This is a genomic window from Desulfovibrio psychrotolerans, from assembly GCF_013340305.1.
Lineage (GTDB): Bacteria > Desulfobacterota > Desulfovibrionia > Desulfovibrionales > Desulfovibrionaceae > Halodesulfovibrio > Halodesulfovibrio psychrotolerans.
The window spans coordinates 221730-236644 of sequence record NZ_BLVP01000036.1; the positions used below are offsets into that span (position 1 = coordinate 221730).

A 14915-nucleotide genomic window follows, 5' to 3' on the forward strand; every position below is an offset into this window, starting at 1 on the left:
CGCAGGCTATCCTTACGGGCGGGTAAAGGCAAGCCCCCATTGTCTGACTGACACGCCCCCCCCCGCAATGCCAGTCCTGACCATCTGATCCGAATTTTCTGTCCGGAGCTCACCCAGACCTGTCCGGTCTGACCATCTGCTCCCGGCTAGGCTCCGGCAAGACTCCAGATAGCCTGCCTTCAATTTGGAGCCGGTAATGGAGGCGTCTGCCGTCTGGCAGGGCATGAACCTTCATGTACCTCCCGCTCTCTTGCTGTGCACCAGCTTATGCCCGGTTCACGCCCGGCTTTCGTCCAGTTTTGTCCAGCTCTCGTCCAATTTTCGTCCGGCTTTCATTCGGCCTGCGTGCTCCTGTGATACCTCTCTGCCACTTTTCCGTGGGCAGATTCGTGCCGTCTATTCTTAATCTTTCTTCATATTCCCCATCACACCTTTGCAAATCTTTTCCATTCCATAATGGATGAATGGGGCAATGGTGCACGTACTCCATAATAAGAACTGCATATTTGAAGGGAATATCACATGAAGAACAGGGAATCACTTAGCGATGCAGGTGTCTTTTTGTGGGGAGGCTCAATGGATGAAGGCCTTTCAAGAACTTCAACGTTTTGTCCTGGTTATAACGATATGTCAGGGTATCTTGATAAAATGCTTTCTCCAAGGTTCAGAAAGAATTTTGAAGAGCATATGGCGTCATGCAGAGAATGCAGATCAGATGTTCTTGAGTTGAGGATGTGTATAAAAGAACTTTTTTGCTGTGAATAACTATGTGAGGTTGGTATGTATACAGACGCAGTTTCATATAACAATGCATCATATGTGTCATCATCAGGAACCGCATCGTCAAGCTTGGGAAAAGATGAGTTCCTTACGTTGCTTATCGCGCAATTGCAAAACCAAGATCCTCTCAATCCTGTAGAAGATGCACAAATGATTGCAGAACTTGCACAGTTTTCCAGTCTTGAACAGCTTACAGCCCTTAACGAGAGTATGTCAGGAGTATCAGAGCTCCTTAATGTAATCACGGTAAATGGTGCCGTTTCTTACATCGGTAATGATGTTGTTGCTGCGGGATATTCAATTTCAAAAACAGATTCCGGATGCACAGATGTGTATTTCACACCATCCAAGGACTGCGCCTCCGTTACCGCCCATATTTATAATGCAGACGGAGACATAGTTGCCAGTGTGGCCTTGGGCAGCACCTCCGGTGATGAACACACTTTTACATGGGACGGCACCAAAACAAACGGCAGCGCTGCATCCAACGGTACTTACTACGTGGGTTTTGAAGCCTACGACGCCGACGGCAACAGTGTGAATGTCTCATCAGAAGTATCTGGAACAGTTGTGGGAATCACCACTTCCAACGGCACCACAGTGCTGGAATTGAGCGACGGACGAATGGTCGAGCTTCTCTATGTAAGCAAAATAACAGGAAAGAGTTCGTCGGCCGATACAGGTGACGCCGACTCGTAATCCCGCATCAGAAAACACAAGGAGAAGAATCATGAGTATCAGCGGTTCCATGTATGCGGGGATTTCCGGCCTTACCGTTCACAGTCAGGCCATGTCCGTCATCGGCAACAACCTCGCAAACTCAAGTACCATCGGCTACAAATCCGCCACCACGCAGTTCGAAGACGTTTTTTACTCCACAGTTTCCACGGCAAATGGGCTGAATCAGGTGGGCCATGGTGCAACTGTTTCAAGTATTTATCAGAATTTTGCGCAGGGTTCCTATGAATCCTCCACCTCCGACACTGCTGTCGCCATAGGTGGTAACGGATTCTTCATGGTGAACAATCCCACCACGGGCAGCCGTTACTACACCCGTGCCGGTAACTTTGAATTTGATCAGTACGGGTATCTGGTAGACGCCCACGGTTACCGGGTACAGGGATGGAAAGCAGCGGAGAAGACCTCCTCCGCCGGAGTGGTGCAAACGCAGGGCGCGTTGACCGACCTGCGCCTCACGTCCTACCAGTCACCGCCATCCGCCACCAGCAAGATATCGCTGTCCGTGAATCTGGATAAGACAGACGACGATAATTCCACCAATACCGCTAATCCGTTCTTTGCCATGTTCTCGGAATGGGATGGTTCTGACGACACACCCATCGGAGACTCAAAGTACGCATACCAGACGACAATTACTGTCTACGATGAGGCGGGAACAGGGCACGAACTGACGGTCTATTTCGACCGTGTTTCCGACCCGGCTGTGACCAGTCAGGCAGGCGGGTATCAGGTGTGGGAATACATAGTCACCTGCGATCCCACTTCGGACGGAAGAACCGTGGACGGGCAGAAGGTTGGTACCACATCGGCAGCGGGTCTGCTCATGGCGGGCACCATAACCTTCAATTCTTCCGGCATCATGCAGGGCATGACTGCGTTCACGCTGGGCGATGGCGCAACGGGTGATCTTAAGGATCTGAACAGCTGGACCCCGGCGGAGTTCTCAGACAACGGGTATCCTGTGTTTACAGCCAACTTCTCCGGTTCGCCCAATGCCAACTTTACTACAGATGCCAATGCCAAGACGATTGAACTGAATCTCGGATTGCAGAACGACGGAACTGGCTGGAATGGTGCAACCGCCAATGCCGCAGCCTTGGGCAACGATTTCACCTCGTTGTTCAACGTTGCACAGCCTGATTTGCAGGCAGGAGCCAGCACCGCCTACGACTCTGCCTCATCCACCTATGACCAGAACCAGAACGGCTACGCCACGGGATATCTGCAAGGCATTTCCGTAGACCGCGACGGCGTGGTGAGCGGGCAGTACTCCAACGGTCGTATAATCAACCTGTTCGTGTTGGCCCTTGCGGATTTCAATAACCCGCAGGGACTTATCCTGCAGGGTGGCAATCTGTACTCTGAAGGGTCCGATTCCGGTTCAGCCCGTATCGGCAGGGCAAACACTTCAAGTTACGGCAGCATCTCTGCCAACACGCTGGAGCAGTCCAACGTGGACATGTCCACAGAGATGGTGCGGCTCATCACAACCCAGCGCGGCTATCAGGCAAACTCCAAGGTCATCACCACGGCCGACACCATGCTCCAGGAAGCCATCAACCTGAAGCGCTAACGGGATGTTGATTGTAAAATCAGCAGGTTGGAAGGCCTCATGCCGGACGATGGAGCGATGTTCCGCCGCATTCTGATGTGGGTGCGGCGGAACAAAGACCTCCTGCCGGTGCGATGCACCCGGTTTTCCCGCCAGACGGTTCCGGTATCTCCTTTCAGCGAAGTGACGGAGGCAGGGCATGACCATAAATGGCATATACAGCATTGCCACCAAGGCTCTTATGAATGCTCAGGTGGGCATAAATGTGACCAGCGAGAATGTGGCCAATGCCGATGTGGTGGGCTACAGCCGCCGCACGGTGAATTATGAAACCTCTGACAGCATCCGCTACAAATCTCTGTACCTCGGTACGGGGGCCGATGTTCAGGAGATTGCCCGTCACTACAACTATTATATCGAACAGCAGTACCTCGGTGCCAACGCCAAAGCCAGCTACTGGAGCGCGCAGGCGCAGACCCTTTCCTCTGTGGAAGAGCTTTTCAACCAGTCGGAGGATTACGGACTGTCCGTTGCGCTGGATACCTTCTTCAGCAGCCTGAGTGCTCTTGCTCAGGACGCATCCAGCGAGGCGTACCGCCTGGAACTGGCAGAGTACGCCACAACGCTTGCTGACCAGTTGCGAACGCTTGAGGAATCGTTGCAGGCGGCACGGCAGGCAACAGACGCTGCCATTGCCGATGAGGTGGGCAAGGCGAACACGCTCATGTCCACCATTGCGGCATATAACACCCAGATTGTGGCAAGCCCGTCGGACGCCACACTGCAGGACGCCATGGATGTGGCCGTGCGAGAACTTTCCTCGCTCATTGAACTGAACGTCATCCGGCAGGAAAACGGTCAGTATACAGTGCTCACGGCGCAAGGGCAAACGCTTGTGGACGGGGCAAAGGCATATACTCTTGCATACGAGGGGCCGCAGGCGTTCACACGACTTTCTTCCGGCTCATCCTATGATGGTCAGGTCTATTTTGATGGTACCGGCTCCAGCGAACTGACCATAGAGTTCATAACTACCGGACCTACAGACGGTTCTGCCTCGGCAGCCACATTCAAGGTTTCGCTTGATGGCGGCAAGACATGGCTCACGGATTCCGGCGGAAATGTCATTACCTACACAGCGGGTGGGTATGAAGACAGGGTGCAGATAGAAGGCGTTTCCGTATGGTTTGGCACGTCGGCAGATGCCAATGCCATTGCCTCACAGGATGCTGGGGTTGGCGATGCTTTTACCGTGGTCCCCAAATCCGGACTGTACTGGTACCGCACCACCTCAAGCAAGGTGAATATTACTCCGTATGACGATGCTTCCATCTCCCGCTCAAATCGTCTGAGCGGCGGTAGCATTGCCGGTCTTTTTCAGGCCCGGGATCAGTCCATTACGGCATATATGGAAGAAATGGATGCCTTTGCCAAAGAGCTTATCTGGCAGATGAACTATCAGCATAGCCAGGGAGCCGGGGCAGAGCACTATTCTTATGTCCGCGCAAATAACGCGGTAAACGATGCCTCCATTCCACTCGGCTCCACGCAGCTTGCCTATGCGGACAAGCTGACAGAAGGCAGCCTTTCCATTGCGCTCTATGATGCGGCAACGGGTGATCCACTGAGTGTTACGGCACTGGATTTCAGTTCGGTTAATCCTCCCGGCATAAGCGCATTCGATCCCGCACAGCATTCGTTGAATGATGTGGCAGCAGCCCTCAATGCCACGTATTCCGGTCAGCTTTCCGCCACAATTTCGGACGGGCGGTTGATCATTCAGGCGGAATCCGGCGTTGCATATGATTTTGCGGGAGACACCACAGGCATCCTTGCCGCAACAGGCATTAACACCTTTTTTGAGGGCAGCGGCATTTCCGACATACAGGTAGATTCCCGCATCCTTGCCGACAACGGCAGAATTAACGCCAGCGTGGTGGATGGTACGGGAATAGTCGCTTCAGGTGACAATACGAATGCGTTGGCTTTATCCAACATCGCCTCTCTGAAGGTGCAGCTAGATTCCGCACATTCCTCTGCAAACCAGACGTTCAGTCAGCATCTGCATTCCGTAATCGCCAAGGTGGGCACTGACATGGATACCGCCTCGCGCAGCTATACATACAACTCATCTATCGCCAAGGCGTTGAATACGGCACAGCAGGAGGTTTCCGGGGTGAATATGGACGAGGAGTTGGCGAACCTTACCCGGTATCAGCAGTCTTATCAGGCAGCGGCTCAGCTTATCCAGACGGCTAACGAAATGTTCGACACCATTCTTTCCCTCAAATCATGAACGGGAGCGAACAATGCGAGTTTCCAGAAACATGATGTTTGACCAGTCCGTGCGCAGCATGAACAAATCGTTGGCGGAGATTATTCGTCTGAATGAGCAGAATTCATCGCAAAAGCGCATAAACAGGCCTTCAGATGATCCCGGGGGCATGGCTCGGGCGTTGGACCTGAACAGCTACCTCAGTCAGCTTACACAATATTCCGACAATATATCTACGGCGCAGGCATGGCTCTCGCTGGCGGATGATGAGTTGAGCGAGGCAAGCAAGGTTCTTACGCGTCTGGAGGAGTTGGCGGAGCAGGCGGCAACGGGAACACTTTCCAGTGATCAGCGCTCTATGATCGCTCAGGAAGCTCGGGAACTCATGGCGCATATGGTCAGCATTGCCAATACCGAATACGCAGGCAAGTCCATTTTCGCCGGTTCCATGACAGGTGGAAATGCTTATGAAATGGGGCTTTCTGCAACAGTTAGGGATGCCTCGTTGAACGATGGGGCGATTCTGGCTGTCTCGGGTTCTGCCACCAGCAGTATCTATGTTGAATTTGTTGATTCGGGAACTGTGGGAACGGATGAGCTGGGCTACAGGTATTCCACAGACTGCGGCACCACATGGAAGACCGGTACGCTTGCCGCAGGCAGCACGGTGTTGGATTTTGGCACTGCAAAGGCGGAGATGGTGGCGGGGTCTGCCGTTGTGGCCACCGCAACGGCAGGGCAGGGAGACGGCACTGCGTTGTGGATACGTCCTGCAGCCTTTTATACGGGGGACATGCAAGGGGATGAGACTGTGTATCATTACGGAGGCTCTTCAGTAACCGCCACGGCAGATGGCATATTCAACTCTTCCGTAGCCATCCGTGTAACGTCTGACGCAACGCTTCCCGGACCCATAACGTACTCTTACAGTCTGGATAAGGGCAGCACATGGGTGGAAGGGAATGTAACATCCAGCGCCACATTTGCCGTGCCAGGAGGATTCGTTTCGCTTGCCTCAAACGGGGGCAACACGGTGCTGGCGGGTGAACAGTTCATTGTCGAGCCGCATAACGCCGCACTGTACCTGAATATCGGCAAAACCAGCACTGTGCAGATAAACAGCGTGGGTGCGGATATTTTTGGCGGTGTCGTAAGTCAGGATGGCATGACCACTGTGGTGGGGCCGGATGTTTCAAGCGGGAATTTGTTCGAGAGCATCGGTAAATTTATAGGATTCCTGGAAACGAACGATCAGGATGGTGTGAGTGCCATGCTGGAGGCGTTCGGGACTGCGCACGAGGTGCTTTCTACAGCGCAAGGAGCTATCGGCGGACGGGAGGTGCGTGTTGAATTTGCACAGGCTGCAATTGATGTGGGGACTTCGGCGGCTAAGATTCACCGATCTGCCATTGAAGATGCGGATGTTACGCAACTGACCACGGATATCGCGCGGGCACAGTATATTTATGAGGCGGTGCTCTCCACATCGGCCAAAGTCATGAAGATGAGCCTGCTCAACTATTTGTAGGAGAAGGCGCCATGAGCGAGTACTGGTCTGGTTCCATCACGTTTACCGGTCTTGGGTCGGGAACGGACTTTGATTCCATCATTGAAGCGACGGTCAATCTGGAAAGCCATCGCCTTAACCGCATGAAGGCGTGGGAGAAGCAGTGGACTGCCAAGAAAGAGTTGGTGCAGGAGATCAACACCAAGCTTGTGGAATACAAAAGCGCCCTGAGCGAACTGGATTCTGTGAACAAGTTCTTGGTGAAGACGGCCTCATCCACCAATTCTTCAACTCTGGGGGTAACGGCGGGGGCGGATGCGCTTCCGGGCACACATTCCGTGGTGGTGGATCAGCTGGCTCAGAATGATATCTGGTCCGGTACCTACGGGTGGGCATCTTCCGGCGATGTGATTACTGCATCGGCAGCAACCTTTTCTCTCAAATACGGGAATACAAGCTATGCGGTAAACGTGCCTGCCGGAACTACATTGCAGACTTTGGTGAATATCATCAATGCCGATGCCGATCTGAATGACGGAGTACGCGTCAGTCTTGTGAATGACGGCAGTGAGTGGCATCTGCAACTTCGTGGTATGGACCTTGGTGCCGGAAATACAATTCAGGTGACCGGCTCAACCATGACGGGGTTGAGTTCAGATGACTTTGTGAATACGCAGGCAGCCCAGAACGCAAAAATGAAGGTGGATGGATACCCGCCGGGAGCGGACGAGTGGATTGAGCGCAGCACGAACGTGGTGGATGATGTTATCGAGGGACTGACTCTTACGTTGAACAATGTCACAGGCAGCAGTGGTGAGCGGGTTACCGTGGTGACCGATACGGATGCCATTATTGCCAATGTGGAAAATTTCATCAAACTGACAAACGAAATACGGATGGCCATATCCGCATTAGATACTGTGAGCACAGATGAGAGTTATGATAACGAGACGACTACCTTTTATGAATTGCGCGGAAACTACGGGATGGATATTGTTGAGCAAAGCTTGCAAAACATACTCTCCAGGATAGGCGTAGGGTTTAAGAGGTATGATGCCACCAGCACAGAGGGTGATCTTTACAGCAGTTTATCTTCCGTAGGTATTAAAACGGAATCGGATACAAGTTCCACAGATTTTGGTTTGCTGATCATAGATTATGATGAACTGGAATCCGCGCTCAAAAAAGACGCCACAGCCGTAGCCCGTCTGTTTTCGGCTGAAGCGGACGGGGTGAGTTATACCGGCGACCTTACATATGAATCATCCATTGCCAAGCTCACGCAGGGCGGGCTGTATGATGTGCAATATCAAATTGTAGGCGGAGTGTTGGTGGGGGCGACTATTAACGGGAACCCTGCCATTGTGGACGCTCAGGCGTGGACTGTAACCGGCGTGAGCGGATACCCCGAGCAGGGGTTACTGATGGGGGTAGCCAACCGGTCAGACGGCACGCACGGCGGCGATGTTGCTATCCGTCAGGGGAAGATAAACGAAACTATTGATGAACTGGCTCGCATTACTGATTTGGAGTCCGGAACGCTGGTCATAATCAAGAATAGCTATCAGTCCATCATTGACAACAATGCCAAGTCCATAGCGAGTGAAGAGGCCCGGATTGAGCGTTTGCAGGCCCGTCTTGTGCAACAGTACGCCCGGCTGGAAGCCACGCTCGGGAACTACGAGAACATAAATACTTCGCTGGAATCGTTGCTGGCGCAGTTGGATTGATCGCAGGCTTGTGTCCTGTTGTGGGCCTTACTGCCTTTAGCCTGCGTGTGCAGTGATGGTCTTCACCTGACACGCCGCCCCCACTCTTCATTCTTTCTTTCTCTCTGCCTGATGTTCGATGAAAGAAAACAATTGGCCCGCCACCACATCTGGTGACGGGCCAAATCTTTTTGTGAAGGAGGGCTATCCGATGAGTTGCAGTGCCATCTGCGGCAGCGAGTTGGCCTGTGAGAGCATGGCCACGGCACTCTGTGTGAGTATCTGCTGGCGTGTGAATTCGGTCATTTCCAGAGAGACGTCCACGTCGGAGATGCGTGATTCGGCCGCCTGCAGGTTTTCAGACTGAATCTGGAGGTTGGAGATGGTGTTCTCCAACCGGTTTTGCAGTGCGCCGAGGCTTGCCCGGATGTTGTCCTTGGAGATGATGGCCCGGTCAATGGCTTCCAGAGCTTCCTGAGCAGACTGCTGGGTGGAGATGGTATAGCCTGCGCGTCCGGCGGTGGTCTGGTTGCCAAGTCCCAGAGCCGACGCGGTGGTTGTGCCGATCTGGATGTAGTAATAGTCCTCGGCCGAATCGTTGGCTGTGCCGAAGTGCACCTTCAACTTCCCTGTTGCGGACAGACCGCTTCCATCATGCGTGCTGCTGGAAAGGTTGCCGTTCAGAAGATGAATGCCGTTGAAGTCCGTGGCGTTGGCGATTCGTGTTATTTCCGATGCCATTGCCTGATATTCGGAGTCGATGATAAGGCGTTGGTCCGAAGTGTAGGTGCCCGTAGCTGCCTGTTCCGCAAGTTCCTTCATGCGAATGAGTTTTTCATCGATGACGGAAAGTGCGCCGTCTGCTGTCTGGATAAGCGAGATGGCATCGTTGGCGTTCCGTACCCCCTGATTGAGAGCGGAGACATCGGACCGCATGAGTTCACGGATGGCAAGGCCGGCGGCATCATCCGCTGCGTTGTTAATACGCAGGCCTGAAGAAAGACGTTGGGTGGATGTTTCCAGCTTGCCATACGAAGTGCTCAGGTTTCTGGCAACATTTGCCGCCATTAAGTTGTGATTGATTGCAAGTGACATAATACTTCCTCCATGAAGTTGTTGTCATGAGCTAAGGCATCGTTCCTGTGATGCCGTGCCAGTGTGTCATGCCAGCTCTTCGACACAATTATGGAGTATCGTTAAATTTAGAATGTCACTTCCAATTGTTTATCATGTTGTAATATTATATAAAAATGTATCTTAACGTTGATTTTTTCATTTCTTTACATTTCTGTTGCCGAAAGTAACAAATTCATCTGACCTGATGAATTGTTCTCGAAGTCTCAAAATGGCTGAGTGCATTGTGCTGCGAACAGTCTGTGGGGATATGTCAAGGAAAGCGGCAATTTCTTCCGCTGTCATATCCTTTTCAAACATGAGCAAAAGAACAGATTTCTGTCTCGGAGTCAGAATACCTTCAGGAATGTGAAGTGCATCTGTCGATGATTTGACGTCTGCTAACAGTTCCGGGCACTCATCTAAAGAAAGGTGCATAGAATGGGCTAAGGCCCTGCTTCTGGTATTGCGCAGGGTATCAAGTGCCGTGCTGCGTGAAACCACGGTGAGCCATGTGGAAAACGTTCCGCGCTGTGGATTCCATGATTCCAGAAGGCGATAGTTGCCACGGATAAGGCGCATGAAAACTTCCTGCACCACGTCATCCGTTTCTTCCGCCAGGGGAAGTTGCGGGCTGTGGCGGCGCAGAGTCCATGAAACGACCCGGGTAATGTGCTGTTTGTAGCAGGAAACAAATTCCTGCCATGCACGCCTGTCACCCATGAGGCAGGCTGTAATGTCTGCCTGACATGCTCCAAGAGCCACCGACGGCATACTGCCGATGCGTGGCTGATGTGCGGCTGCTGATTTCATATCATCCTCCAATAATGACGTTCTCGGTTGGCGGTGTGAGAACAATGCGCCACTATTGGAGTATTTTTTCAGAGGGAGGCTGTAGCCTTTCCCTGCCTTCTTACGTCTCAATGTATATGTCTTTCATCTGTCCGCGTCTCTTAAGGAGGCATTAAAAACGCTTTGCGTACGCAAAATGAGTCTTTACCAATCTTAACGCTTCAAGCTTGATTCATGGTGCTGATCTTGCATGATTTTTTGCAGCGCGGTGTTGGGAAAAATGTGCCACATCATAGGGGAATGACATGCACACAGTGTTACTTATTGATGACGACCCGGAACTCTGCGCACTTCTTGAAGACTATCTTGGTCCTGAAGGGTTTACGTTGCGTTCTTCCGGCACAGGTGCGGAGGGGTTATCCATGGTCGCATCCGGTGTATTTGACATGATTATTCTGGATGTTGGGCTGCCGGATGTCAGCGGGTTTGAGGTTCTTGCCCAGTTGCGTACCCAGTCGCAGATTCCTGTAGTCATGCTGACCGGGAGAGCAGAAGATGTGGACCGTATTGTGGGGTTGGAGATGGGAGCAGACGACTATCTGGCAAAACCATTTGTGCCAAGAGAATTGCTTGCACGCATCCGTTCCGTGCTGCGCCGCAGCCGTCTGGCCAAGGCCATGACCTCGCAAAGGACCCGCCAGATAGTTGCAGACGACCTTGTGCTGGACAGAAGCTCGCGCACGGTACAACGCAACGGCGAAACGGTGGCGCTGACCTTTGTGGAATATACCGTTCTTGAAATGCTGATGGAGGCTGCGGGCGATATTGTCACCAGAGACGAGATATCCTTAAAAGCTTTAGGCCGGGAACTGGCTGCGTATGATCGTAGCATCGACGTGCATATGAGCAACCTGCGCAAAAAGGTTGGTTCCGCTCCGGGAGGCGGCGACCGCATCGTCACTGTCCGCGGTGCCGGGTATTTCTTTAATCAGACCTCTCCGTGGGAGAAAGAAGATGCACCCGATGCTTTAGCCGTCGTTCCCACATTCTTCAGGACGTCAGGGGGTGCCTAGTGAGAACTTGGGTCATCCGTTCTGTTGCCTTTGTGCTGATAGCTTCCGGTACCGTGGCGTTGTCTTTATTCTTTTGCACTCAGGTGCTGGAGCGGGGACCCATAGCTGCCCGCCTGCGCGAAGACAACATCCGGGAATTGGCTATGGCGGCAGAGATGATGTTGCATCTGGCCGAAGACGGAGAGGGTGCAGGCGCGATGCGGATAGACCAGGCGGCTGGTGGCGGAGCCATTTACATGCTTTTCGACAGCAGCTTGGTTCCAGTTTCCGGCACAGGGCATCATCCGCGTTTGCTGGAAATTGCGCAAATGGCTGTTGAGCAGGATGGCGTAGTCGGGGGAACACGGAGCTCAACGGACAAGGGAGAGAGGTGGAAGGAGCAAGCCATGCCGTTTACCGCTTCAAGCGGTGAGCGTTATTACATTGCGGGCGTGGTGCCCCGAACGGGCATGGAGGGAGAGGATGCTGTGCTGTGGGTGCTGCTGCGCGCCACCGCAATACTCGTTGCCGGAGGCATTTTGCTATTGTTGACCCGTATGCCGCAGCGTCCGGCAAAAGAACTGCGCAAAGCCTTACGCAGGCTTGCTCACGGCGAGTACAACGCCCGCGTGAACCTGGGGGCTGTGAGCAGGGGTGACGAGCTGGCTAAACTTGCCTTTGAATTCAATGCCATGGCCGAGCAGATGGAATCACTCCACGCAGAACAGCAACGGCTGTTCGGGGAAATCTCTCATGAAATGCGTTCTCCGCTTTCCCGCATGTCGCTGGCTGTGGAGTTGGCAGGACGTTCGGGATTTGCTGATCCGGGCAAGTTGCTTGACCGCATCCGCCGCGATGCGAACAGGCTGGGAGCGTTGTCCAATGAGATGCTGGACCTCGCCAAAGCCCAGCGTGGTGCTGCGCAGACTGAGGTGGTGGATGTCGCCGCGTTGGTGGAGCAGGTGATTGCAGAGTCACGTTTTGAGGCTGAGTCGACAGGTAAAAGAGTTGTCTGCGGGCAAAATCTTCCCGGTTTGCATTTGCAAGGCAACCGGGAAATGCTGTTTCGGATGCTTGAAAACGTGGTGCGGAACGGTATTCGCCATACTCCGTTGGGAACGGAAGTGATTGTGGATTTTTGGGAATGTGCACATGCAGGGCGCGAGACGGTGACCATCCGCGTGCGGGATGCTGGAAGTGGTGTTGCTGAAGAGGACTTGCAAGCCATTTTCCGGCCCTTTGTGCAGGCGCAGGTGCAGCGTTATGCGGCCGGGGGTACCGGAAGTAGTGGCTCCTGCAGTTATCCCCGCAACGTTTCGGGTTTTGGCCGGAGTGGCTTAAAGAGTGATGCCGGAGGAGCAACGGTTGATGATGCCTTGCCCGGCGTGAGACGAGAGAGCGCGCCTGCTGGCGGTTTGGAAGGGAAAGGGTTGGGGCTTGCCATCACCCGCCATGTGGCAGTTCGTCACGGCGGCATGGTATGGGGAGAAAATGGCAGAGATGGTGGTTTACAGGTTTTTATCAGGCTGCCGCTTGCCCCTCATCAGCCTGTCGGAAAGAGTTCCGCCCGCCATCCTCTGATTGCGCAGCCCGTATAGGCAGATGCAGGGATATACCCGTAACTGCGCACCTGCGTTGTACCGCGCTGCCTATCTGTTTATACTCTTTTTTTTCTTGCCAGTCACATCACTTTGCTCTATCTGTCCGCCTACACGGAACGGAGAGTAGCGCAGGTTGGTAGCGCATCTGGTTTGGGACCAGAGGGTCGCAGGTTCGAATCCTGTCTCTCCGACCATAGAAATCAAAGGCTTGCAGAAGTGTTCTGTAGGCCTTTTTTCTGTGAAACATCGTTTCCCTACCATTTCCCTACCGAAATTTGTTGACGGAGAGTGAAAACGTGTGCAGGTGAACAGCTCAACTCCGCCTGCGGTCTAGATTAGAAAGGTCTGCTTCGATATCCATTGGATCAAGTTCTTGGTTCCGGCCCTGCGACTGCTTACCGTCAGGTTCCGCATTCTCCTGCTGAGTACCAAAGGTTTCACCCTGAGAGTGTGTGCTATGCTCATCATGAATTCCGGCATCTTGATATTCTTCGCCCCCTTCCCCTACGGTTGCGCCTGCCGTTGACATCGTTAAGGATCCGTTGACACAGCTTCCATTCTCCCCAGTCTCCCGTACCGCGCCCTCCGGCACGCAAGGACACTCCCCTTCGATGTTCCCCTCTTTTCTTTGGCATACAACCTCAGAGAACACTTCTCTAGGTTCATCATCTCCGCCTTTTCCATAGTTCCCCTCTCCCACATCCTCGTTCGTCAGCGGCTGTTCTCCAGATGAATGCATGGAAAATTCCAGTGCCTCCAACCGTTCTTCGATCCCGCTTATACGTGCGAGCACAGATTCGGAAAAGGAATGATCAGCTTCTTGGGCTTTTTTGTCTAATAAGGCATCCAAAGCGCACCCAACCAATCCTCGTAGCCACAAGCCTTCAGTCATGCCTTGCTGGCTGGCCAACTTCTTCACCTTCTCAGCATGCTCTTTTGATAGTCGTAAAGTGAATTGCTTTTGGGGCTCATCCTTCTTGACTCGATTTTGCCTCATAAAAGATTCTAGATTCTCCTCAAATTTTGATGCTGAAAGTTTGCGCATGCTGATTCTCCTATGATTCTTTTTTGATGCGTAAGATTTACGTCTTACATAAAAATTATAAATTTATAAAAAATTGATGTATCCTCGCATTTGTGATGGCAACACCACGATGCGGGCGTCCATTTTTCCTCGCCTGACCTGTTCGGTAACATGTGCTTTTACCCTCAATACACAATTTCATCGGATGCTTGAAGCCCGGAACGGCGAACCGCTCCGGGCATCTTTTTGACATCGCTTATCCGGCTTCTGACTCCTGCTCGGGCGCAGGGCCGAGCGCCAAGGGGGCGTCAGGATCAGTATCCGGTTCCTCGTAGTCCACACCCATGGGCGGATGGGGAGCGGCAACCGCCAGCACCACAAAGGCACCGGCCAGGCAACCGCCGAGGAAGGCCAGAAGTACGGGGAGGTGGTCCTTGGGATCCGTGAAGTGGTTCTGTTCGTCAGTCATCCATGCTCTCCTTCAGTATTTGCAAAACAGCTATGAGTATGGCGAGTAAAACTCCTATGTGCATGGGTGGCCTCCATGCAGGCGTTGCTGCCAGACAGGGCAGGCGTACTGGACGCAGTGCCGGGGCGGGGTTTGGCAGAACGGCCATAGGGACAACGGGAACAGAGGGCCACGGAGAAGGCAAAGCCAGTGCATGAGTTCCTCCTTGGGTTGCAGGGGGGTATGGGAACCAGCCGCCAGTGACGGGCAGCCGGATTACAGGGGACGGGGAAGAAGCGCTGTGCGCAGCAGGCCGAACAT

Annotated in this window: 12 protein-coding genes and 1 tRNA gene; 9 read left to right on the top strand and 4 right to left on the bottom strand. The window is 53.1% G+C overall.

The features are described 5' to 3' along the window. The first annotated feature begins 522 nt into the window (after positions 1-522). The 6 genes from HUV26_RS15580 (at position 523) to fliD (ending at position 8585) form a co-directional block, all read left to right on the top strand. Positions 523-765 carry an anti-sigma factor family protein gene (locus HUV26_RS15580; protein WP_174411059.1) on the top strand — a complete coding sequence of 81 codons (243 nt, stop codon included), beginning with the start codon at positions 523-525 and terminating at the stop codon, positions 763-765. Between the two features lie 15 nt (positions 766-780). Next, positions 781-1479 (top strand): flagellar hook assembly protein FlgD, encoded by a 699-nt coding sequence (locus HUV26_RS15585; RefSeq protein ID WP_174411060.1) that lies wholly within the window; start codon positions 781-783, stop codon positions 1477-1479. A 31-nt stretch (positions 1480-1510) separates the two neighbouring features. After that, positions 1511-3094 carry a flagellar hook protein FlgE gene (locus tag HUV26_RS15590; protein WP_174411061.1) on the top strand — a complete coding sequence of 528 codons (1584 nt, stop codon included), beginning with the start codon at positions 1511-1513 and terminating at the stop codon, positions 3092-3094. A 178-nt stretch (positions 3095-3272) separates the two neighbouring features. Beyond that, positions 3273-5369 (top strand): flagellar hook-associated protein FlgK, encoded by a 2097-nt coding sequence (gene flgK, locus HUV26_RS15595; protein WP_174411062.1) that lies wholly within the window; start codon positions 3273-3275, stop codon positions 5367-5369. Between the two features lie 13 nt (positions 5370-5382). Further along, on the top strand, positions 5383-6876 hold the full coding sequence (gene flgL / locus HUV26_RS15600; protein ID WP_174411063.1) for a flagellar hook-associated protein FlgL: 1494 nt from the start codon (positions 5383-5385) through the stop codon (positions 6874-6876). Between the two features lie 11 nt (positions 6877-6887). Then, positions 6888-8585 (top strand): flagellar filament capping protein FliD, encoded by a 1698-nt coding sequence (gene fliD, locus HUV26_RS15605; RefSeq protein ID WP_174411064.1) that lies wholly within the window; start codon positions 6888-6890, stop codon positions 8583-8585. A gap of 183 nt (positions 8586-8768) precedes the next feature. On the opposite strand, the gene HUV26_RS15610 is transcribed toward fliD, so the two are convergent. Then, positions 8769-9659, bottom strand: a complete 891-nt coding sequence (locus HUV26_RS15610; protein ID WP_174411065.1) for a flagellin N-terminal helical domain-containing protein — start codon at positions 9657-9659, stop codon at positions 8769-8771. Positions 9660-9836: 177 nt separating this feature from the next. After that, the gene (locus HUV26_RS15615) at positions 9837-10490 is read right to left on the bottom strand and encodes an RNA polymerase sigma factor (protein WP_174411066.1); all 654 of its coding nucleotides are present in this window, start codon (positions 10488-10490) and stop codon (positions 9837-9839) included. A gap of 284 nt (positions 10491-10774) precedes the next feature. Here HUV26_RS15615 and HUV26_RS15620 point away from each other — a divergent pair, with 284 nt between their 5' ends. The 3 genes from HUV26_RS15620 to HUV26_RS15630 all read left to right on the top strand — a co-directional run bounded on the left by HUV26_RS15620 (position 10775) and on the right by HUV26_RS15630 (position 13316). Then, positions 10775-11542 (top strand): response regulator transcription factor, encoded by a 768-nt coding sequence (locus HUV26_RS15620; protein WP_174411067.1) that lies wholly within the window; start codon positions 10775-10777, stop codon positions 11540-11542. Further along, a complete protein-coding gene (locus HUV26_RS15625) occupies positions 11542-13119 on the top strand; it encodes an ATP-binding protein (protein ID WP_174411068.1) in 1578 nt (525 codons plus the stop codon). The genes HUV26_RS15620 and HUV26_RS15625 overlap by 1 nt, the downstream gene beginning before the upstream one ends. Before the next feature lie 120 nt (positions 13120-13239). Next, a tRNA-Pro gene (locus tag HUV26_RS15630) sits at positions 13240-13316 on the top strand. A gap of 119 nt (positions 13317-13435) precedes the next feature. On the opposite strand, the gene HUV26_RS15635 is transcribed toward HUV26_RS15630, so the two are convergent. Further along, a complete protein-coding gene (locus HUV26_RS15635) occupies positions 13436-14167 on the bottom strand; it encodes a hypothetical protein (protein ID WP_174411069.1) in 732 nt (243 codons plus the stop codon). Between the two features lie 235 nt (positions 14168-14402). Then, positions 14403-14615: a hypothetical protein gene (locus HUV26_RS15640; RefSeq protein ID WP_174411070.1), complete on the bottom strand. Its 213-nt coding sequence runs from the start codon at positions 14613-14615 to the stop codon at positions 14403-14405. Positions 14616-14915: the final 300 nt, after the last annotated feature.

Bases quoted from the DNA above. Each gene is read 5' to 3' on its own strand.
- fliD (WP_174411064.1), top strand. From the start codon at position 6,888: ATGAGCGAGTACTGGTCTGGTTCCATCACGTTTACCGGTCTTGGGTCG.
- HUV26_RS15610 (WP_174411065.1), bottom strand. From the start codon at position 9,659: ATGTCACTTGCAATCAATCACAACTTAATGGCGGCAAATGTTGCCAGA.
- HUV26_RS15580 (WP_174411059.1), top strand. From the start codon at position 523: ATGAAGAACAGGGAATCACTTAGCGATGCAGGTGTCTTTTTGTGGGGA.
- HUV26_RS15590 (WP_174411061.1), top strand. From the start codon at position 1,511: ATGAGTATCAGCGGTTCCATGTATGCGGGGATTTCCGGCCTTACCGTT.
- HUV26_RS15620 (WP_174411067.1), top strand. From the start codon at position 10,775: ATGCACACAGTGTTACTTATTGATGACGACCCGGAACTCTGCGCACTT.
- HUV26_RS15640 (WP_174411070.1), bottom strand. From the start codon at position 14,615: ATGACTGACGAACAGAACCACTTCACGGATCCCAAGGACCACCTCCCC.
- flgK (WP_174411062.1), top strand. From the start codon at position 3,273: ATGACCATAAATGGCATATACAGCATTGCCACCAAGGCTCTTATGAAT.
- HUV26_RS15635 (WP_174411069.1), bottom strand. From the start codon at position 14,167: ATGCGCAAACTTTCAGCATCAAAATTTGAGGAGAATCTAGAATCTTTT.
- HUV26_RS15585 (WP_174411060.1), top strand. From the start codon at position 781: ATGTATACAGACGCAGTTTCATATAACAATGCATCATATGTGTCATCA.
- HUV26_RS15615 (WP_174411066.1), bottom strand. From the start codon at position 10,490: ATGAAATCAGCAGCCGCACATCAGCCACGCATCGGCAGTATGCCGTCG.
- flgL (WP_174411063.1), top strand. From the start codon at position 5,383: ATGCGAGTTTCCAGAAACATGATGTTTGACCAGTCCGTGCGCAGCATG.